Origin of the sequence: Streptomyces sp. NPDC008086, assembly GCF_042957325.1 — a bacterium.
Lineage (GTDB): Bacteria > Actinomycetota > Actinomycetes > Streptomycetales > Streptomycetaceae > Streptomyces.
Genome location: NZ_JBIBIA010000005.1, coordinates 717,825 through 737,978 on the forward strand (window position 1 = coordinate 717,825; position 20,154 = coordinate 737,978).

At 67.5% G+C, this 20,154-nt stretch carries 10 protein-coding genes and 4 pseudogenes; 7 read left to right on the forward strand and 7 right to left on the reverse strand.

What is annotated here, in order from left to right; translation table 11 throughout:
- Positions 1–139: 139 nt before the first annotated feature.
- A pseudogene (locus tag ACFZBP_RS21000) lies at positions 140–311 on the forward strand (AbfB domain-containing protein); the annotation flags it as partial.
- 212 nt (positions 312–523) lie between these two features.
- On the opposite strand, the gene ACFZBP_RS21005 reads toward ACFZBP_RS21000, so the two are convergent.
- The 3 genes and pseudogenes from ACFZBP_RS21005 to ACFZBP_RS21015 form a co-directional block, all read right to left on the reverse strand.
- Positions 524–2,581 carry an alpha-L-fucosidase gene (locus ACFZBP_RS21005; protein WP_391415026.1) on the reverse strand — a complete coding sequence of 686 codons (2,058 nt, stop codon included), beginning with the start codon at positions 2,579–2,581 and terminating at the stop codon, positions 524–526.
- Positions 2,582–3,277: 696 nt separating this feature from the next.
- The gene (locus ACFZBP_RS21010; protein ID WP_391415028.1) at positions 3,278–4,708 is read right to left on the reverse strand and encodes an AbfB domain-containing protein; all 1,431 of its coding nucleotides are present in this window, start codon (positions 4,706–4,708) and stop codon (positions 3,278–3,280) included.
- A 476-nt stretch (positions 4,709–5,184) separates the two neighbouring features.
- Positions 5,185–5,493 (reverse strand): annotated as a pseudogene (locus ACFZBP_RS21015) (fuconate dehydratase); the annotation flags it as partial.
- A 405-nt stretch (positions 5,494–5,898) separates the two neighbouring features.
- Here ACFZBP_RS21015 and ACFZBP_RS21020 point away from each other — a divergent pair.
- Positions 5,899–7,851: an alpha-L-fucosidase gene (locus ACFZBP_RS21020; protein ID WP_391415030.1), complete on the forward strand. Its 1,953-nt coding sequence runs from the start codon at positions 5,899–5,901 to the stop codon at positions 7,849–7,851.
- A gap of 258 nt (positions 7,852–8,109) precedes the next feature.
- Here ACFZBP_RS21020 and ACFZBP_RS21025 read toward each other — a convergent pair whose 3' ends face one another.
- Both ACFZBP_RS21025 and ACFZBP_RS21030 read right to left on the reverse strand, forming a co-directional pair.
- Complete coding sequence (locus ACFZBP_RS21025) at positions 8,110–8,826, reverse strand: cellulase B precursor (RefSeq protein ID WP_391415032.1); 717 nt, start codon at positions 8,824–8,826, stop codon at positions 8,110–8,112.
- Positions 8,827–8,962: 136 nt separating this feature from the next.
- Entirely contained in the window at positions 8,963–11,314 is a 2,352-nt protein-coding gene (locus ACFZBP_RS21030) for a xyloglucanase (protein WP_391415034.1), read from the reverse strand.
- 2,226 nt (positions 11,315–13,540) lie between these two features.
- Between ACFZBP_RS21030 and ACFZBP_RS21035 the strand changes: the two genes are divergently transcribed.
- Positions 13,541–14,170 carry a hypothetical protein gene (locus ACFZBP_RS21035; RefSeq protein WP_391415036.1) on the forward strand — a complete coding sequence of 210 codons (630 nt, stop codon included), beginning with the start codon at positions 13,541–13,543 and terminating at the stop codon, positions 14,168–14,170.
- 98 nt (positions 14,171–14,268) lie between these two features.
- Positions 14,269–14,490: pseudogene (locus tag ACFZBP_RS21040) on the forward strand (HAD-IA family hydrolase); the annotation flags it as partial.
- 68 nt (positions 14,491–14,558) lie between these two features.
- On the opposite strand, the gene ACFZBP_RS21045 reads toward ACFZBP_RS21040, so the two are convergent.
- Entirely contained in the window at positions 14,559–15,323 is a 765-nt protein-coding gene (locus ACFZBP_RS21045) for a transposase family protein (RefSeq protein WP_391415038.1), read from the reverse strand.
- A 136-nt stretch (positions 15,324–15,459) separates the two neighbouring features.
- On the opposite strand from ACFZBP_RS21045, the gene ACFZBP_RS21050 reads away from it, so the two are divergent.
- The 3 genes and pseudogenes from ACFZBP_RS21050 to ACFZBP_RS21060 all read left to right on the forward strand — a co-directional run.
- Positions 15,460–15,948 carry an HIT family protein gene (locus ACFZBP_RS21050; RefSeq protein ID WP_383449174.1) on the forward strand — a complete coding sequence of 163 codons (489 nt, stop codon included), beginning with the start codon at positions 15,460–15,462 and terminating at the stop codon, positions 15,946–15,948.
- A 455-nt stretch (positions 15,949–16,403) separates the two neighbouring features.
- Positions 16,404–17,786 (forward strand): condensation protein, encoded by a 1,383-nt coding sequence (locus ACFZBP_RS21055; protein ID WP_391415040.1) that lies wholly within the window; start codon positions 16,404–16,406, stop codon positions 17,784–17,786.
- Between the two features lie 237 nt (positions 17,787–18,023).
- Positions 18,024–18,164: pseudogene (locus ACFZBP_RS21060) on the forward strand (sugar ABC transporter permease); the annotation flags it as partial.
- A 304-nt stretch (positions 18,165–18,468) separates the two neighbouring features.
- Here ACFZBP_RS21060 and ACFZBP_RS21065 read toward each other — a convergent pair.
- A complete protein-coding gene (locus tag ACFZBP_RS21065) occupies positions 18,469–19,236 on the reverse strand; it encodes a hypothetical protein (RefSeq protein ID WP_383449176.1) in 768 nt (255 codons plus the stop codon).
- Between the last annotated feature and the right edge of the window lie 918 nt (positions 19,237–20,154).

Below are 20,154 nucleotides of genomic sequence, written 5' to 3' on the forward strand. Positions count from 1 at the left end.
TGTTGGGCCAGGCGGCCCCGCAGACGGCCGATCCTGCGAGCCTTGCCGTGCGGCGCCCGCGTCGCTCAGCTGTGCCGCCGTTCGGCGTGGACGCCTGTTCTGCCAGCCGTGAGCGACTCATGACAAATGATGACAGAAGCAGGACGCCACCTTCCACAAGACCGCCGGGCTCGCCGACCCCGTCCTGGTCGTCGTTCCGCTCTCATGACCACCCGGATCGCTACATCCGGCACTACAACCATGTGCTGCGCATCGACCCGATCTCCAGCGCCGTGGGCAGGGCCGACGCCACGTTCTCCGTCTGGTACTGAGGCCACACGCCAACCGCCGGCACCGTGGACGGCGCGGACGTCATCCAGCGACCGTGCAAGCTCGACGCGGCGGACGCCAACGGATGCGGCGGTGCCGTTCAAGCACCGCCGCATCCGATGTGACTGTCCCGCAGGCAACTCAACTGCCGTCGCAGCCGGCTCGTAGGCGCCCGCAGCCGAAGACTTCAGGCATGCCACCGGGGTGGCGCCAGTCAGGCGACCGGGCTGAACGTCCACAGCAGGTTGGTGCTCTGCTGCCACGTCCACTGCTTGGTCACCGACCCTGAGGCGACTCTTCCGCCGCCGTCGAGGACCAGTCCCGTGCTGCGGTTGGCGATCGAGTACTGGCCTTGGCCTCGGTGGGTGATCCGCCACTGTTGCGTGTCACTGCCGTCCCAGGTCTTCTGCCGGGCAGGGTCACCATTGCTGGTGGCGCCCCAGCCGTCGGCGACCATGCCGTTGGCCCGGTTGACGAGCCTGTAGTAGCCGTTTCCGAGTTCGATCGCCTGCCACTGGAGATTGGCGTGGTTCATCGCTTCCCACTGCTTCAGGTTCGAGCCGACGGCGACATTGCCGCCGCTGTCCAGCGCCAGGTGATTCGTGACGTTGGTCAGGCGGAAGTACGTGGCCGGGTTGAACGTCACCTTCAGCGAGGTGATGGCGTCATTGTTGCCGGTCGCCACAAGGTCGGGGGTGTTCGAGGCGAACGTCCAGGCGGTGCCGGTGAAGTTGTCGCCGGAGTAGCCCGTGACCTGGTAGCCGTCGGGTACCAGGATGGAGGAGGCCGTGGCGGGCACCAGGCCGGCGGCGGACAGCTGGGAGGAGGTGTAGCTGCCCAACGGCAGAACGGCGCCGGTGCCTTGGTAGTTGACGTCCTGGAACACCGCCGGTGAGACCCTTATGGGCATGCCCTGGACCTCGACGCACACCACGGAGACATTGGCGTTCGGCGCGGTGGCCGGCACGGTGACGCTGATGGTGCCGCCGCTGACGGTGTACGAGAGCGAGGCCGAAGGGTTGTTCAGCAGGTAGACACGGCGGATCGTGTTGTCGAGCGCCGGGATCCGCAGCTGGCCGTTCGTGGGCCAGGCGAAGACATGGGCGAACAGCTTGTTGTTCTTCTTGGTGACCTTCCCCCACGCCGGCTCGGTTGCGAACGGGCTGCCGCTGGTCCCGTGAATGGCGTCGCTGTACGTCGACATCCACGAGGCCAGGCCGTTCAGGACGGTCTCAGTTCCGGCGGTGACCAAGCCCTCGCCCGTGGGACCGATGTTCAACAGGTAGTTGCCGTCCCGGGAGACCACCGTGACGAGTTCTTGGACGATGTCCTTCAAGGATCGGTAGCGGGTCTCGAAGCTCGCGTTGTAACCCCAGGAGCCGTTCATGGTGGCGCACTTCTCCCACTGCCGGTCCATCGGCTTGGCGGGTACCCCGAACTCCGCGACCGCGTAGTCACCGAGACCGAGGTCCCGCTTGACCCGCTCGTTGACGATGAGGCCGGGCTTACGGGCGATCAGCCAGTTGTAGAGGCCGACGCCGTCCGATTTCAGCCACCAGTCCTCCAGGGTGGGGCTGGAAGGCTCGCCGGACCAGTCGCCGTCGAACCACAGCAGCGCCGGATCGTAGCGGTCGAGCAGTTCCTGCAGTTGCGCCTTCATGTCGGCGATGTAGGTGGTGCGCGCGGCCTGCGAGGACATCGTGGTGAGACCGCCCTCGTGACGCTCCGTCTGTGAAGGATGGTTCCAGTCGAGGATCGAGTAGTACAGGCCGAACCTGATCCCACGGCTTTCGCACTCCGTCTTGAGGTCCCTGAGCAGGTCGGCCTGCATGCCGCTGTAGTCGTGCAGGTTGTACAGCTTGGTGCCGGTCGTGTCGGTGAAGCTCGCCACGTCGGAGTTCCACATCGCGTAGCCCTCGTGGTGCTTGGCGGTGATCACGAGGTACTTCATGCCGGCGTTCTTGGCCAGTTCGGCGATGGCGGCGGCGTTGAACTGGGTCGGATTGAACTTCTGGCTGACCTGGGTCTGGTAGTTCGCCTTGCTCCACCGCTGCTGCGCAAACGCCCACTCGCCCTGGCCGAGCTGCGAGTAGGACCCGAAGTGGATGAACATCCCGAACCGCGCCTGGTACCACCAGTCCATCTTCGAGGGGACGGTGTACGCCGCGGCGGTGGAGGGCCACAAAGCCTGCGGCAGCCCGAAGGCGGCCACTCCCCCGGCCAGGGCTGTGGCCTTCATCAGAGAGCGTCTGCTGAGGGAGGCAGAGGACATGGGGGCTCCATTGGTCAGGGGGAGGATTGGCAGGGCGCTGGGAGCGGAACGCCGGCATGGCGGCCATACTCCGCTCACCTACTGAAGACATCGGATGAATTTATAGGAGAACGGTCTGGCCGCGTCTATAGCTGGGACGAGGTTGGCCCAAAGCTGGAGGGAATTGGTGGCTCCTGGAGGCGCATTGAGTCCGGAAGGTCACCCATTCCCTCGAGTGAAGAGTTATACATCGGATCTCTTGAGGTAGGGCTCTTCCCGATCAGAGCTCAGCGCCGGACAGGATCCACCCCGAGGGCGCTCTACGGGGATGGCCCCGAGCACGGCGCGCATGGTTCTACGCCCAGCGACTCGCCCGCGCCCGCGCCCGCGCAATGCTGTCGGGGGCCGGATGCGATGCCCAGAACGTCAGCAGCGTCGCCCTGCACGTAGGTTCAAAGATGCGTCTCCCTTCTCCCAGGCGTTCGAGTCCCACTTCGGGACCAGCCCCGGCGCCTACCGCAGGGCGGTCGGCAAGGCGCCTTCGCGGAAGCCCTGACCCGAACGCAGCCGTGGCATACGCCCGCAACATCCCGCAGATCGCCGGCGACTCGATACGCGCCCCTGGACGGGACGGAGTGGTTCAGGCCGGAGAGGCCGGCAGGGAAAGGGGATGTCGGCGGCCTCTCCCAGAGGCGTCGGCATCCCGTCGGTGTCGGGTCAGTTCGTCACGCGGAAGGTGGCGTCACCCCGTGCTGTCGCGGTGGTGATGGTGTCGAGGCGGAGCTGGTAGGCGTAGTGGCGGATGTAGCGGTCGGGGTGGTTGTACGACTGGAAGGACGACCAGGTGGAGTCGGCGAGGCCGGCGACCTGGCGGAAGGTGGCGTCCGCGGCGAACTGGGTGGTGCCGTCGTTGCGGACCAGTTGGAAGTCGTTGTTGGCGTGCCGCAGGAAGTAGCCGGGGTAGTTCACCGACTCGAAGGAGACGGTGCCGGTGCCGGCCAGGCCGGTCTGCAGTCGGAACTGGGCGTCCGGGCCGGTGATGTTCTGGTCGATCCGTACGTCGAAGTTGGCGTGGCGCACGTACCGGTCCTGGAAGTTGAACGACTGGAGCCGCTTGGCCGGGGTGCTGGCCCAGCGGGCGAGCACCCGGGTCTCCTCGGCGGCCGTCAGGGGCAGGATCGAACCGTGGCGCTTCTTGTTGACGCCCAGGTTGTAGCTTCCCGACGCCGGGAGCTTGTAGCTGCCGGGGTCGGACGGGTTGGTCGTGGTGACCGGCATGTACCCACCGCGGGACGCGTACTGGTCGAGGTACAGGGTCCACTCGTTGCGGTCGCGGAACTTCATCCACATCGGGCCCTCGACCTGGGCGCCGGTCAGGCCGATGCCGGAGAGGTTGCCGAGGTTCGTCCACGTCCCCAGGATCGAGTTGCTGCCTTCGAGGGTGATCTGGCCGTCGCCGGAGGCCCGTACGTAGCGGTAGTTGCCGACGCCGGCCGGCACCTCGACGATCTGGGTGTCGATGAGTTCCTGGGCGCCGGGGCGGTCGATGTAGATCCGCGGGGTGGTGATGGAGCGGAAGTCCTTGGTGCGGGCATAGAAGATGCGGTGCTTCGTCTTGCCGTCGAGGGGCACGTTCGTCGCCCAGTACAGGACGTAGTCACTGGTCTCGGGGTTCCAGATCGCCTCCGGCGCCCAGGCGTTGCGGCCGTCGGGGATCGCGCCGGCGACGTTGAGCAGCCACGGCTGCGACCAGGTGACCAGGTCCGTCGACTCCCACACCACGATGCTGCGGCTGCCGTTGTTGATGGAGCCGTCCACGGTCGACCCGCAGCCCCAGCACAGGTCGGTCGCGATGATCCAGTACTTGCTGCCGTCGGGGGATCTCACGAGTGCGGGGTCACGCACGCCCTTCGTGCCGAGCGTGGAGCGAAGGATCGGCGCTCCGCCGTTGAGGTCGTTCCAGTGCAGGCCGTCCGTACTGTGCGCGAGGTACATCTGCTGACCGGTCGACCCCTCCCCGGTGAAGTGCAGCATCAGGTAGCCGGGGTCGGCGGCGGCCGCCCGCTGGGGTGTGGTCAGGGCCTGGCCTGTGAAGAGCAGGCAGACGGCGAGCAATACCACCGACAGCCGGGCGCGCAGGGCGTACATGTACATCTCCTGTTGGTCTGCAAGGGCCACCACCGGGCGAAGAGCGCCCGAATCGGGATGGCGGGGGGAGCTCGGACTCGGAGTTGGAGGAACATTCGAGCGTGGGTGGGCGCGGTGCGGCGAGACGGTCTGGTGCTTCTTTCGGCGCCTGTGAGGCGGCTCTTCGCCTGTGCCGCTTCGGCGTCCTGTTCTCGTGCGGCTCCTGTTGCTCTGTTGTCCAGGCCCGACAGCCTGCGGAGTACGTCGCAGTCGGCGGCGGTCGACCGGGTCTCCGTCTCCAGGTCCTGACCGCTGTTGCGCCGTGCGGTGTGCCTCCCAGTGCTCGGCCGGGGAAGCCTCCGTAGCCGACTGGCCGCCCTTCACGCGAGTTGTTCGGTAATTCGAACGCAGTTCGTAGTCTCGGGCAGCAGTTAAATGTGGGAAGCGGAATGCGTCAATACCTCCGGCGGCTGTAGGCCGGTGGGCGGCGCGGAGCTGCGGAAGTCGACCTGGGTGACCAGTTCCTCGGGTGGCATCTCGCCGAGGAAGCGCCCATACGGGCTTGCCGGCCCGCTCGGCGGCGAGCTTCCCAGGCGGCGTTGCCGACGGCGTCGGTGGCCATGTGGAGGGCGTCTTCTCCGGTGCCGGTCAGCGCAGTTGGGCATCGTGCACGAGGGAGCGGGAGAAGGCCCGAGGTCGGCGCGGCCCTCCTCGACGAACAGGCCGACCACGTGCGGGGCGAGGGCCGCGATGGCGGCGGCCTGCATGTCGCTGCCCCGTCCGGTGGTGAAGGCCGGGGCGTGACCCCTGGGGTCCGTGGACCGCAAGGTCTGCCCGCCGGGGTGACCGGGTGCTGCTGTCGGAGCCGGTGGCGCGGGTGACGGCGTCGACGCCACCTGCGCCGCTCCTGAAAACGCTGAGGCGTTTCCGGAGGCTGCCACCAGCTTCCGCGAAACATGGCATGTCTAAGGCGGAACGAACGTGCCCTTAGGGGGATGAAATCGTCGATTTCACGAGCCGTGGAAGCACTTTCATCCTCTTACCTGTTGACACGGGGCAGCTACGTCATCGAACTTCATGCGTAACATCCGGCCCTTTGGAGCCCACAGGGAGGGCCGCGCCCGAGGGCCTGGAGACCGCGCGCCCTCGGGCTGCCGCTCCCAGCCGCCTCGCCCCGACCATCCGAGCCACTCCGAACCGGGAGTACACCCATGTCGTCAGGAAGACTGTCCCGTCGCACGCTGCTGGGTGCCGCGGGCGCCGCTGTGGCCGCGACCGCGCTGCCCGTGGTGCCCGCCCTGTCGCCCTTGCTGGCACGGGCGGCGGCCGCGGATCCCCAGACCAACCTGGAGAACCTGGTGGACATGCGGTTCGGCATGTTCAACCACTTCAGCCTCGGCACGTTCACCAACGAGGAGTGGGCGGCGCCGAACCAGGACCCCGCCAAGTTCGCGCCCCCGACCGTGGACTGTGCCCAGTGGGCGGCCGCCGCCGCGGCGGCGAAGATGAGTTACGGCCTGCTGACGACCAAGCACCATGACGGCTTCGCCCTGTGGCCGAGCGCCTACGGCACCCAGAACGTCGCGAACAGCTCCTACAAGCACGACGTGGTGAAGGCGTACTGCGACGCCTTCCGGGCGCAGGGGCTGAAGGTCGGGTTCTACTACTCGATATGGGACCGCACCTACGGCGTCCAGGCGTGGGAGAGCCGGCACAAGAACGTCGGGCTCGAGCCCACCGATGCCATCCAGCCCAGCGACATGACCTTCATCCTCGGCCAGATCACCGAGCTGCTCACCAACTACGGCACCATCGACATGTTCGTCACCGACGGTTGGGCGTGGCAGATGGGCCAGCAGGCCGTCTCCTACCAGCGGATCCGTGAGCTGGTGAAGTCGCTCCAGCCGAACATCGTCATGATCGACCACGGTGCGCTGTCGCAGCCGTGGCTCGGCGACGCGATCTACTTCGAGGCGCCGATGGGCATCACCGCGCCGGCCGGGAACACCTACGCCGCCACGCAGGGGCAGACGATCAGCAGAGGCTGGTTCTGGCACCCGCACACGCCGATCGAGAACCCGATGAGCAAGGAGACGATCCTGGCCAACCTGGCGGACCTGGAACCGAAGTACACCTCGTTCATCCTCAACTGCCCGCCCAACCGCAACGGCAAGCTGGACACCAACATCGTCAACCGGCTCGCCGAAGTCGGGGCGGCATGGAGCCCCGACACCTCCAGGCCGCCCCTGCCGGCCCAGCTGCCGCGCCCCCAGTACCCCGTGACGCCCGTCAGCGCCTACGCGACCGGATTCCGCGACGGCGAGGGACCGCTCCACGCCATCGAAGGACTCAGCGACAGGGACTACGAATTCTGCTGGTCGACGTGGGGGCTGGCCTCGCCCCTGCCTCACTCGATCACGATCGACCTGGGCGGGGTGTGGAGCAACGTCTCCACCCTGGAGTACCTGCCCAAGCAGTGGGGCCGCAACAACTCCACCGACGGCGACATCACCTCGTACACCATCTCCACCAGCACCGACGGCACGAACTTCACCCAGGTCGCCTCCGGCACCTGGGCCGGCAACCAGACCCTCAAGGTGGCCGAATGGCCCGCCCGGAACGTCGGCTTCGTGCGGCTCCAGGCGAAAGCGGCCACCGGCGGCTACGCCAACGTGAGCGGCATCCAGGTCGGCGGCCGGACGGCCAAGCCGGCCCTGCTGTCCACCACGCTGCCCGGCGACGGCACCGTCTACAGGCTGGTCGCCCGGCACAGCGGCAAGGCCGCCGACGTGCAGAGCGGGGGCACCGCCAACGGCACCAACGTCCTGCAGTGGCCCTGGCTGAACAAGGCGAACCAGAAGTGGACCTTCGCCAAAACCGGCGACGGCTACTACGAGATCAAGGGTGTGGGCAGCGGCAAGCTCCTGGAGGTCACGGGACTCTCCCGAGCCGACGGCGGCAACGTGGCCATCTGGGGGGACGCCAACGCCCCCCAGCAGCACTGGGCCGTCACACCCACCGGCGACGGCCACTACTTCCTCATCAACCGCTTCAGCGGGCTCTGCCTCGCCGTCGACGAGGGCAGCACCGCCGACGGAGCCAACATCGAGCAACAGCCGTACGCGGCACTGACGCGGCAGCAATGGAAGATCATCGCCCTCTGACGATCCGGACGACGGGCGGCGCCTTCGTCAGGCCATCTGACCTGCGCCGCCCGCCCGGCGTAGCCAGCCGGCGACTTGAACAAGCGGGCGGGCCGAGTGTGGTGGCGGGGATGCGGATTCCAGCGGAGACCCGCTCGCTCGACGCGTGTCACTCAAGGGCGTTGGGGCGGGAGAGAAGCCCTTTGTATGGAGGGCCGGGCGGTACTTCCCGGCAGAAGGGCGGCCGGTCACCGGTCCGCCCTTCTGCTTGTGGCGGCGTCAGAAGCCCACGGCGCCCCAGGAGTGGGCGGTGTAGTCGCCCGGCCCGAATTCCCAGCCGGCCATGACGCTGTTGAGGTAGTGGTCGTTGGTGTAGAGGCCCTTGCTCAGGCCGTAGTTGAAGAACGGCGTGAGGCTGCCGGACCACCAGCCGGACCTGCTCCTGTCCAGGAAGCTGAGGGTGTGGTCGCCGTTCGGCCAGTGGTAGTCGTAGATGTCCCAGCTGCGGCCGGCCAGGCTGACGTTGGTCGCGGTCGGGATCGCTTCGCCGTTCGCGTCGTAGCGGTCGGCCAGCGGCCTGGTGTTGTGCCAGTTGAGCCAGATCATCAGCTCGGTCTTGGAGTTGCGGTTGTTCGGCTCGGGGATCGGGTCGATGAAGATGTCGTACGTGGCGTTGTAGCGCGAGCCGGACTTCGGCCACGCCGACTGGCTGAACCACGAGTTGTTGTTAGGGCTGACGGCGCCGATCTTCTTGGGGAGTGTGGTCACCGGGGACGACCAGCCCCAGTCCTTGCCGTTGACCATGGCGACGAAGCCGGTGCCGGCCGAGGCGTTCACGCCCCAGGAGTTGTCGTTGGCGTACCACGTCGAGGCGTTGCCGCCGGTCGAGTAGTGCTTGAACCAGTACGTCTGTGACGCTGCCACTGCCGAGTTCGGCAGGGTGAAGACGAGAGCCATAGCCGCGAGAAGAGCGGCCCAGCCGATACGGATTTTCATCAGCCCTCCGGAATGTGTGCTGAGTGGGGGGATCACACAGGAGAGGAGAAGTCGGTCGTCCTGCCCGAACGGCAGGACTACGTCGGTCTCCCTTTCGGGACCGGGGGTGCGGAGCGCGGTGACTGGGAGTCAGACCTCACTTCGGGTCGCCGTAGATGACTCCGCGTCCGTTGGTCCCGAAGTACACACGGCCGTAGACCCGGGGGTCTCCGGTCATGGTGTTGCCGGTCCAGGCGTACTGGTGGCGGTCGTCGTTGATGCGGGTCCAGGTCCGGCCCGCGTCGTCGGAACGGAAGATGCCACGCACGCCGTGGATCTTGGAGCTGGTGTAGACGGCGGGGTACTTGGCGCCAGGCGCGGCCTTGCCGAATCCGACGACGTCGCCCTCGTCCACGGCCCTGAACCTGGTGAAGGACGTTCCGGAGTCGGTCGACCGCCACAGCCCGTACGGTGTGGGGGTGGTGGGCTTGGTGGTGCCGCCGGCCAGCCAGATGTCGCCCTCGTGGCCCGGTACCGGCTTGCACCGGACGTTCCCCGCGGAGGGCAGACCGGTCGCCGCTGTGGCCTCGAAGCTCTTGCCGCCGTCCGTGCTGAGGTAGAAGACGCCGGCGTCGTAGGCGTAGAACTTCGCCGGGTTCACCCGGTCGGAGCGCACGGGGGCCCCGGCCGGCAGCCCCTTCGACGCCGTCCAGGTCGCTCCGTGGTCGTCGGACCAGCTGACCGGCGCACCGGAGGGGGACCAGACGATCCGTCTGCCGTCGGCGCTGATGGCGACGGCCTGGTCCTCGACGCCGGGCCCGGTGACGCCGGCCGGCTCACTGCGCGACGGCGTCCAGGTGCCGCCGCTGTCGGTGGAGATGGCGAAGTGCTGGGTCCAGCCGCTGGTGGGGTGGCCGACCCGCACGAGGGTGTGGGGCGCCAGCTCGGCGTAGTCCAGGGCCGGGGTGCCGCCGAAGGTCGGGCTGTCGTACATGTTCGGCGCCTTGCGGAAATCCGTGTGCCGGAAGCCGCCGACATCGCCCACGCCGGAGAAGAGGTGCGCCGCGCCCACGGGCGGGCTGATCAGACACATGACAGCGGTTTCCTCGAGCCCCTGGGCCCGCACGGACAGGTGCACCGTGCCGCCGCTGTCCCAGTCGGTCAGGTTGTCCGCGCCGTAGATCGTCGCCCCGGTTCCGTACATGAAGTGGTCGGAGTCGAAGGGGTCGATCTGGACGGACTCCATCATCCAGCCCAGCTTGGGGGTCATCTCGGGCAGCGACGGCGAGGCGTTCCAGGTCAGCCACGGGGCGTCGGAGATGTCGATGTCGTAGCGCAGGGTGCGCTGGGAGTTCTCGTCCAGGTCCCACGCGCGGGTCCAGCTCGCGCCGCCGTCGGTGGAGCGGAAGAGGATGCAGTCGGGCCACCACTTGAGCTGGGTGGACACCATCAGGGTGTCCGGGTTCTGCCGGTCGATGGTCAGACCGCTGTAACCCCACTCGTTGTCGGCACTGGTGGACGGGACCGGGCTGATGCGGGTCCAGGTGTCGGTGGCGGTGTCCAGCTTCCACACGTCGCCCTTGAAGCCTTCGTACGGGCCGGCGGTGTCGCTGGTCGCCAGGTACAGGTAGCCGCCGACACGGTCGAAGACCGCGTGGTGCGGGATGAAGCCGGTGGGCTGCCCGGGGACACGTTCCCAGGTCGCTCCCGCATCGGTGGACCGGTACAGGATGTTGTCCTTGTCGGCCACGGTGACGTAGATGGTCCGGGTGGCCCTGCCCGCTCTGCCGGTGCGCTTGTCGAAGACGACCTGGAGCACGCCCAGGTTGTCGCCGTTGTAGCCGTCGGGGGTGCTGGGGTCGATGACGAAGTTGCCCGCGTTGGGGAAGCTGGTCACCTTCTCGAAGGTCTTGCCGTGGTCGGTGCTGCGCCACAGCCCGTGGCCCCCGCGCACGCCGAGGTAGAGGATCTTGTTGCGGTTGGGGTCGATCACCAGCCGCTCGCCGATGCCCCGGCCGGGCATGTTGCCGCCCAGCCGGAACGGCAGGGGAGTGGTCTTCCACGTGCGGCCGCGGTCGGTCGAGCGCAGGATCGCCGCCGTGGTCGGGTCCCAGTCGGGAAGGGTGTAGGTGCCCGCCGCCAGGTAGACGCGGTCGGGGTCGACCTCGTCGGTGGCGATGCTGATGATGCCGGTGTGTCCCCACTCGTCCCAGCCGATCCAGTCGGTGAGGGGGATCCACCGCTTGGTCGCCGTGTCGAGGCGGTAGGCGCCGCCGATGTCGGTCCGGGCGTACACCAGTCCGCGTTCGCTCTGGTTGAAGACGATGCCGGAGACGAAGCCGCCGCCGACCAACTCCGCGTTGCGGAAGGTGTAGGGCACGCGTCGGACCTTCCCGGCCCCTGGGGTGGACGCGGCGGAGGCGGCGGAGGGGGCCAGCGCAGGGAGTGCGGCCGCGGCCGCGCCGGCGGCCAGCAGACCTCTGCGGGAGAGGTGCGAGGCATGGGTCATGACGGGTCCTTGGCTCTCGGGTGCGGGTCCGTACGGAGCCGGTCGACAAGCAGTGCTCCGGTCGGCTCCGGTGTGGTCGGGGAGGGGGCGGGATGGTGTCAGCCGTGGTGCGGTGCCCCGGCCAAGGCGGGAGTGTCAGCCCGTCCGGGCCGACGGGGCTCGTCCGTGATCCGTCCTGGCCGCGAAATCGCCCCGCGGCCGGACTTTCGCAGGTCGAGCACCTGGTACGCGGGCGGCATCATGGTGCTGGTCCGGGGTGTGATCCGGGCCTGTGGTGCCATTGGGTGGCGCGGGGCGGGGGAGCTGTTCCCAGGAGCCGTGGGGTCGTCTCGACAAGCCGCTGCCGCAGGCCCCGTCCGACGCGTCGAGGGTGCTGTGCCGTACCGGTGGCGCGGCCGGAGTCGGGAGACAGCCGAGGCGGTCGGTGATGTGCCGCATCATGCGTCCCCCGGCCCTTGATCGCGCCGGTGAGTGTGCCCTGAAGAGGCCGCGGAGCGGAGCCGTCAGTGATCTTCCGTCGCCGAAGCCGTCGCCGAAGCCGAAGCCGAAGCCGAAGCCGAAGCCGAAGCCGAAGCCGAAAGCGGAGTCGGTCCGGCCCGGCATGGTGAAGCCCAGGCCGACGGACCGGTACAGCACGTACTGCTCGCCGGTGCCGTCCGTCTGGGCGGCGCCGATGCGTCACCGGACAAGTAGGGCGTGGGGTCGGCCGGGCGGCGGGCGCACCGGCCCACCGGTATGGGCCTGCCTGTTCATCCGGCTCGGGATGGACGCCCGGTCCGGGAGGCCGCCGGAGACGGAGAGTGCGGCCGGGGACGTGGTGGAGATGCTCCCGTTGGCGAGCTGCATCTTGATCGTGGTGCCGAGCGCCTCCATGGCGTGGCAGTACCGGTTGCGAGCGGGCGGGCGGAATGGTTTCCGTAGCGGCGTAACGGATGTGTGGTGACCGCCCTTGCCCGACGTCTTCTTCACCGTGGTCACCGGCTCGGCGTGAAGAGTGGGGCAACCCGGCCGCGTGACCGCCCCGTTGGGGGATCCGACGGACGCTAAGTCCGGCCTCCCGACCGTGCCGGGCGCGGAGGCGGGCAGCGCGGCGGCCAGACCTTTCCCGCTGTTGGCGCCGCCCTTGCCTGCACCGGAGGCGCTGCCAGCGCAGGGGGCCGGCAGCGATGAGGGAGAGGCGGCGCCCGCTACGCCGACGGCTGTTCGCGGGACGGCTCGGCGGTTCATCGGCTCACTCCTTCGTGGATACCCCGACGGTGCTCATGTCGTTTGTGGAGGCCGGTCGTTTGTGTGGATCCGGCCGGCGGGCGGGCCGACGCCGCATCGTCCATGGCCTGGTGTCGGAAGGACGGGAAACTCATGTCGATGCGCTTCGACGTTCCGGCGACACTAAGGCCGTGTTTCCAAGCGCGACAATGGGCCGTCCAGGTCACTTTCCGGTAACAGGCGTGGTCGAGAGTGACGGTGTGCTCCACCCGGCATATGTCTTTGCCCCAGGTGATCTGCCTGTCAGGGTGCACTGTCGGAGAGGTGCACCAACGCCGGAGAAACGACCCCCGACGGCTGCGTTTACCTGTGATTGACACACGGCTCAGCGCCATGCCATCGTCGAAGCGCTTCGACTGCACCGTCGACCGTGCGATCCAGGAAACCCGTATACGCCCGGGCCCGCAGCCGCCCTCGTCTCCCGGCTGACGCTCGACCAGCGCGTCGAGTTGCTCCACCAGCACTCAGTAGGTGTTTTTGAACATCCCGTTCATGATCAGTGGAAGCGTCATCTACTACAGTGGTGCCTGGGCCGTGGACTGGTGCTGACGTGGAGTAACACCAGGGAGCGGTCTGAGATGGCACGCCTACACATCATCCGGCCGCGGCGTGCCAAGGCGTTGCGGTTCGAGGTGGGCCAGCCGCGCGGTGTTCGCCAAGGTCGTCCGCCACCCTGGTACGCAGCCCAACAACTTCATGGCCCGTGCCCTGCGCGAGGGCCGGTAGTGACGCGCGGCGGCAGTAAGTGCTATTCCACTCGGGGCACTTGATGGTCATGCAGTCCTTCGAGCGCGTAAGATCGCCCTCCTACCAGGCAGTTGGAGGTGGGTAGGCGCGGTGGGCCACGAAGACAGAAGGACACGCTTACGGCTTGTTCGACGGCCCCGCACGCACCACCCCAAACGCATCCGGGAACGAGAGCGAGCGCCGGGGCCTGTCCTGCCGCCTGCCCCTCCGGACGTGTGGAGACGCATTAAGGCTGTCGACTGGATCAAGTGGGCCACGGTTGCTGCGACCCTCGTCGCTGGCTTCGGGCTCATTGCGACTGCGATCTCCACTTACTACGGGGCCTTGGTCGCAAAGCTTCAGCTTGAGCAATCAAGACAGGATAGCGAGAAGGAGGTGGCGGATCAGGCGTCGCGCTTTGCATTCTGGAAAGAAGGCGACGGTGTTGTTATGGCGAATCGCTCTCTCTATCCCGCAGATGTGATCCGTGTGTTTGCGTCCAATATGTGGACTGATTCAAATGGCAACCTAGCGCACACCTACATGGACCTCTTCACGGGTACCATCCCGCCATGCACGAGCATGACGTTCAAGCCGTCAGGGGTCCGTTGGAATGAAGGGAAGCGTCTGCCTGCAACGAGTTCATTCTTCCCCGAAGTGCTTGTCATCGACGATCATTTAGGGGTTACCTGGGCAGTTTCCGAATTCAACCTTCTTAAGCTTGACGGTAACGACCAGGAATTCCCGAGAGGGTTCCCTGGAAACCGCGATGATATGAATCCATTTGATTGGCTGGATAAGCATCTCGATGAGACCGTGACGCTTGAGCCAGTGGAGAAAGACGGGCTTACGAACTGCGGCTAGAGGGCGTCTGAAAAGCCGGTCAGTGGGCAAGTCACCTGGTAGCGGGGCAGAGGCGCACTTTCGGGGGCTGGGGTGTGCGGGCTGCGTACTCGGCCATCGTGACGACCGCGAAACGGGCCGACTTCGACATCATCCATGAGAAGCGCCAGATCAGGCAGTTCATGGACTTCGTCATTGTTCGCGAGGACTACGAAATTGCCAAGCCGCACCCGGAACCGTACCTGGCCGGGCTGAAACACTTCGGCGCTGCCAGGGAAGAGACCCTGGTCGTGGAGGATTCGGCCAGAGGACTGGCCTCGGCTGTGGCGGCCCGTATCGACTGCGCCGTTGTTCACAACGAGTTCACGAAGGACAACGATTTTTCCCAGGCAAGGAGCCTTTGCCAACCTCAGTTTGAGCAGGTCAGGTGGAGGGCGAGGACGGCTTGGACGTGGCTGGTGATTCGTGTGGTGCTGCAGCGGAGTTTCCGCAGCAGGCGCCAGGTCTTCAAGGTCGCCATGGCCTGTTCGCCGAGGGCGCGGATGCGGGCCTGCGCGGTGTTGACCGCGCGTTGACCTGCCGAGAGCCGGTCCCAGCGGCCGCGGAAGGGCATCCGCACGGTGCCGCCCGCGCCCTGGTAGCCCTTGTCTGCCCAGCAGGCCAGGCCCTCCCTGCTGAGGGCGTCGATGATGCCGTGGGTTCGGGCGGCCTTGATGTCGTGCACGGCGCCGGGCAGGGCGGGTGAGGCCCACAGCAACTTCCCGTGTGGATCGGCTATGACCTGCACGTTCATGCCGTTCTTCTTGTGTTTGCCGGAGTAGAAGGGCCGGTCGGCGGCGATCCGGTCGATCGGCAGCAGTGTCCCGTCCAGGATTACAAACGCCTTGGCCGAGGCGGCTGTCACCGCCGTGGCCAGGTCGGCCGCCCGCGCCGCGAGCAGACCGACGGCTTCCGCGATGTACCGGTACACCGTGCTCACGCCCACCTTGAACCCAGCCGCGAGCTGCGCGTAGGTGTGCCCCAGACGTAGGTGCGCCAGAACCAGCAGCGCTTGGCGGCCTGCGGACAGCCGGCGCCACCTGGTCCCGCAGGCCACCCGATGCGCGGCCAACCGGTCGGTCAAGAACTGCAGGTGCCTGGTGGACAGGTCGAGGGCAGACGGGTAGACAAGCACATGAAGCTCTTGGCGGCACGGGTGGTCTTGGTCGTGAACCCGTCTACCAGGAGCTTCATCGCGTGCGCAGGCCAACCGGCTGCTTCGACAACCAAGTTGGCCGTCGACATCGTCGCTGCGGGCTAGGCTGGTGCGCGTGGATGTGACGGGGTGTCTTGGGTGTGACCTGCTGACCGGGCGCCGGGAGTTGCCCGGAGGCATCCTGCATGAGACCGCTGCTTGGGTGGTGAACCACGTCGTCGGTCCGATGAATCTCGGCACCTTGATCGTCGGTCCGCGGGAGCACGTCGTGGCCATTGCGGAGCTCGACGACACGGCAGCGGCGGAACTCGGCCCCTTGCTGCGCGATACCGCCCGTGTTGTGGAGACGTTGTGCCAGCCCGAGCAGACCTACGTCTGTATGTGGTCGCACGGCCGCGACGCACGCAAGCACCTGCACATCGCCGTCCAGCCGGTGACCGCTGAGGTGCGGGCCCGCTACGGCGGGCTGCGCTCCGAGCAGCTTCAGGCCCGGATGCTGGCTGACGGTTACGAGCCGGACATCACGGAGGTCGAGCAGTTCTGCGAGCGGGCTCGTGAGCTGTTCCGGTCGATCACCGACAGCAGCGCCGAACACAGCAGCTGATCACCGCGCGGCCTCAACGTGAGGTTGGCAAAGGCTCAAGCTACCGGATCGACCGGCACCGACGGCCGGTACGACTGGCGCACGGTCAGCGCGCCGAGGGCGACGGACGTGACCGGGGTACACGATCTGCATCTCGTACTGCGGGGCAGTGTCCACCTGACCGCCATCGCGGGCGAGGTGCGACAGGCTCCCCGTGGGACGCGGTCACGAAGCGGTCCGACGCCGCGTTCCCCATCTTCGGAGCGTTGACGCGTGTGGTCCGCGCGGATCTATCCTTTGCCTGAGCATGGGGCGACCGCGCCCCGGCCGCGTCGTGGTACCGCTGGACGGCGTGGCGGGTCGAGGGGTTGCCGTCGTCCGGTCGGTGAACTCTGCCACGCGCGGTTCGCGAGACATGGCGCGTGGCCGACGTACCGGAGGAGGGCCGGGGCTACCGGAGGAGGGCCGGGGCGAGTATGCGACAGATCGCACGCCATGACGTCGTCTTCGTCGCCGGCACCGCCGGAGAGCACGAACTGACCTGGTCGCAGAAGGCTCATGAACGCGAAGGATGCCAACCCCATCTTCCCGGGCCCCGCAACAGGAACCAGCGGATGGCGCGGGTACTCGACGGCACCCCCGACATGGCCGCGGTGCTTCGCGCCTTCTCGGCGGTCATGGCCCACTTCGAGGCGCTGCGCACGCTGTATCCAGGAAGCGCGGACGGGCGGCCGCGCGCAGTCGTCGTGGCTTCCGGCGTGCTCCAGGTCGACGAGTACGCCTCCGAGGTCCCCCCGGCGAACGACGAGTTGAGCGCCCTCACCCTCCGACTGGCCGTGCCCGGATTTGCCCCGGACGACCTGCCGTTGCGGGCCGCTGTCGTCACCGTGGACGGCAGGCCCACCCACATCGCGCTGTCGGTGCACCACTTCTCGGCGGACACTACGGCCGCCCGGATCCTGGCCGAACGCCTGGCCCGACTGGCCGCCGATCCGGGGGCCGACCTCGGTGCGGGGTGGCAGCCGCGGCAGATCGCGAGCTTCGAAGCCAGCCCCTCGGGGCTGCGGCACGCCCATCGTGTCGACATCCACGACCGGGCCATGCTCCGTCAGTCCGCCATGCCCGAACTCCAGATGCCCGCGAGCCATGGGGACGCCGCCTACAACTTCGTATGCCTCGACTCGACGGCGGTCGCGCTCGCGGCAGCCGGTCTGGCGAAGCAGTACCGGACATCGGTGGCTGCCGTCCTGCAAGCCGCGTACGCGAGCGCGCTCGCCGAGCACCTCGGCATCGTGACGTGTGTGTTCAACACCGTGATGGCCAACCGGCAGACCACCTCCGCCCGCGCGGCGGTTGCCCACATCGCCGGCAGGGTCCTGGTGCCGGTCGACACGTCCCTGGGCGGCGACCGGTTCCCGGCACTGAGCCGGGCCGTCGACGCGACACTCGTCAAGTCCTCCTCCGTCAGCCTGAGAGAGCCCGACCGCTACGCCAGAGCCCTGGACGAGGCCTCCGCCGAACTGGGCCGCTCCGCAGACAATCCGTACGTGGTCAACATCCGTCCCATAGAACCCCGCACCCTGATCCGGGCTCGCGCGGAGGGGGCACGGCAGGACCTCGAGCGAGCCATGGCATCCAGCCGTTACGGACGATTCCCGAAAACCGTCGACGCGTACTCCGGCAAGCTCTGCTTCGTCGTGTGGGACATGACCGAGACGGCCGGAATCAGCCTCGGGACGGATGCGACGTCGTTCGACGCGACGGATCTCGAACGGATACTGCGGTCCTTCGAGAGTCGGCTGGTCGGAGCCGCGATCCGCGGTCACGCCGCACGGAGCGGCTCCTTCGCCGGCCCGTAGAGACGTGGCGCGGTGCGGATGGCCGACGTGGAGATCCGGCGGTCGGCCCGGTGGAACGGGTCGGATCGAGGCCGGTGCTCAGGGCTGTCGCGCAGGTCGGCCTGGGCGGTGAGTGTACGACTGGGTAGTACGCGCGGTGCTGGTCGAGCGCCGCAGGCCGGGCGTGTTCGTCGATGACGGGGCCGTGGCCCGGCACCACGTGCCCGGTTGCGAAGAGGCGACCAGCCCAGGGAGAGGATCGGCGACCCGGACCTCAACCTGTGGGCGATCCTGGTCGCCGCGTCCTGGCGCCACACTGGCTACATGATGATCCTTCACCTGGCCGGCCTGAAGGGTGTCGAGCCCTCGCTGCGGGAGGCGTCCGCGCTCGATGGGGCCCTGTTCTGAGCGCCCGCCTCGGGCGCATCGATGAACCACCCCGGATACGCCGCTCGTTCGACGTCGATGAGGCCGGCGGCGACGATGCGACGGAGGTTCGCGGGTGGTGGGGGAGCGGTGGTTCAGGAGGCCATGTGCGCCACTTCCTCGTGTGCGGTGGGGACGGTTACGGGTTCGCGCAAGCACACCTTGCCGCCGGGAACTTGTCGTTCGAGGCCCGACGGCGAGGTGTGCGTTGGGGAATCGCTCCGGCGTTCGTCTCCATGCGCGGACGGAGTGCACCGTCGTGTCGCGCGTATTGCGGCTAGATGCTTGATCCGCCGCCGGAGGTGTTGTTCCACCAGGCGCTGTAGGCGTTCAGCGAGTACCGCTTCTGCACACCACTGGTCGAGGTGATCTCGAGGCCGAACTGCATCGTGTCGAAGGTGGTGTTGCGCAGGAGGTTCTGCGACGCGGCCCATCGCCAGACCGCCGCGGCGTCGATGGTGCCGGTGTTGCTCTGCTGGGCGGGTATGAGCTGCAGGACGTTCCAGCCGGGGTCGGCCTGCCAGACCGATGCGTACCGGACGCCGCCGATGGTCACGTTGGACGCGATCTGCCTCCCCCAGCCGCCTGCCGTCCCCCCGGCCCAGCTGGTGAAGACCATGATCTCGTCCTGGTTGCCGGTCGACCAGAGGTCGCTCGTCCAGTTCCAGTGGTCACTGCCGGCGACGGGAGCCGACGACGTGTTGTACCAGAAGCCCGCCGAGTTCAACTGCGACAGCGGCGTCTGGGGCCGGACCGACGTGTTCGGGTAGGTCTTGATCCCGCCGCCGGAGTGGTTGGCGTCGACGTACCAGGACTTGATGCTGTTGACGGTCAGGCACTGCGGGCCGTGGTTGTCGCCCCAGATGTTGTTGTAGATCGTCCAGGTGCCCTGGGTGTACTGACCCCATCGGTCGCAGGTGGAGTACACCTGGGCCTGCGCCGGAGAGGCGAAGCTCAGGAACCCGGCGATCACGGCGACGATCAGGGCCAGCCGACCGAACCCGGCCGACTTGCTGCTGATGGATTTACGGGCGTGCCATCTCATGTGTCCCTCCAAGGACGGCGATAGGTTGTCCGGCCCCCCGGTCTGGTAGCGGACTCCGGCGCGGCGAGGTGTCGCTCGCCGACGAGTCCGGGCTCGGGACGGCGCGACTCAGCACCGTCCGACGTACTTGCGCGGTCGGCCGACTGATCGGCTTGCGGCCGGCCTGGGCGAAGTGGTTCCTTCCACTGCTCGCAGTGGGAGTCCCCACCGAAAGCGATGCGGCCGAGACGGTCGATCAGCTGGCGTGTTGGCGCCTTCGCTCCGTTCGCATGCGGTGCTGCTCGCGATCGCGGGTGGCTCGTGTCGTCGAGGTGGCGCGCTCAGGAACTGCATGAACGGTGCTTGGTCCCCATTCCTTTCAAGCGCCGGGCCTGTCAGACGTAGTGGCGAAGTGTCGAAGCGCTTGCGTCTGCGTGGGACAGTAATGATGGGATGTCTGAACAGCAATGCTCTGCGCAGGAAAACACACTTCTTTCACCTGCGGAACGCCATTGTCGAAGCGCGTCGAATAGCGTCGATCGCGCCCGCCGCCTGGCCGTTAGACACCGCTAGTGGGCCTGGTGGATGTGGTGGAGGGTGCCGCTCCCTAGCGTGGCGCCGATGGAGGCGTCCGCCGACGCCGACTTCCGTGCCTCGTACGACGTTCTCGTGCGGCCCGCCGGTGCACGGACCGGGCGCGAGGAGTCCGTCGGGCAAGTACGGCCCAGTTCTCTGTCCGGGCAGTTCGGTGGGATAACTCCCGGTCAATGGCGGGAGATCGTCGGCCTACGAGGAGCGGAGGTCGCTGCTCCCGTGGCGATGCTCGGTTATGTGCAGGCCGGGACGCACGCCCAGGTCGATGTGGCCGGGCACCTCGACCTCGCAACCGGCTTGTAACTGCTGCGGCTGCGCAACACGTGGACCACGGGATCGTTCGCT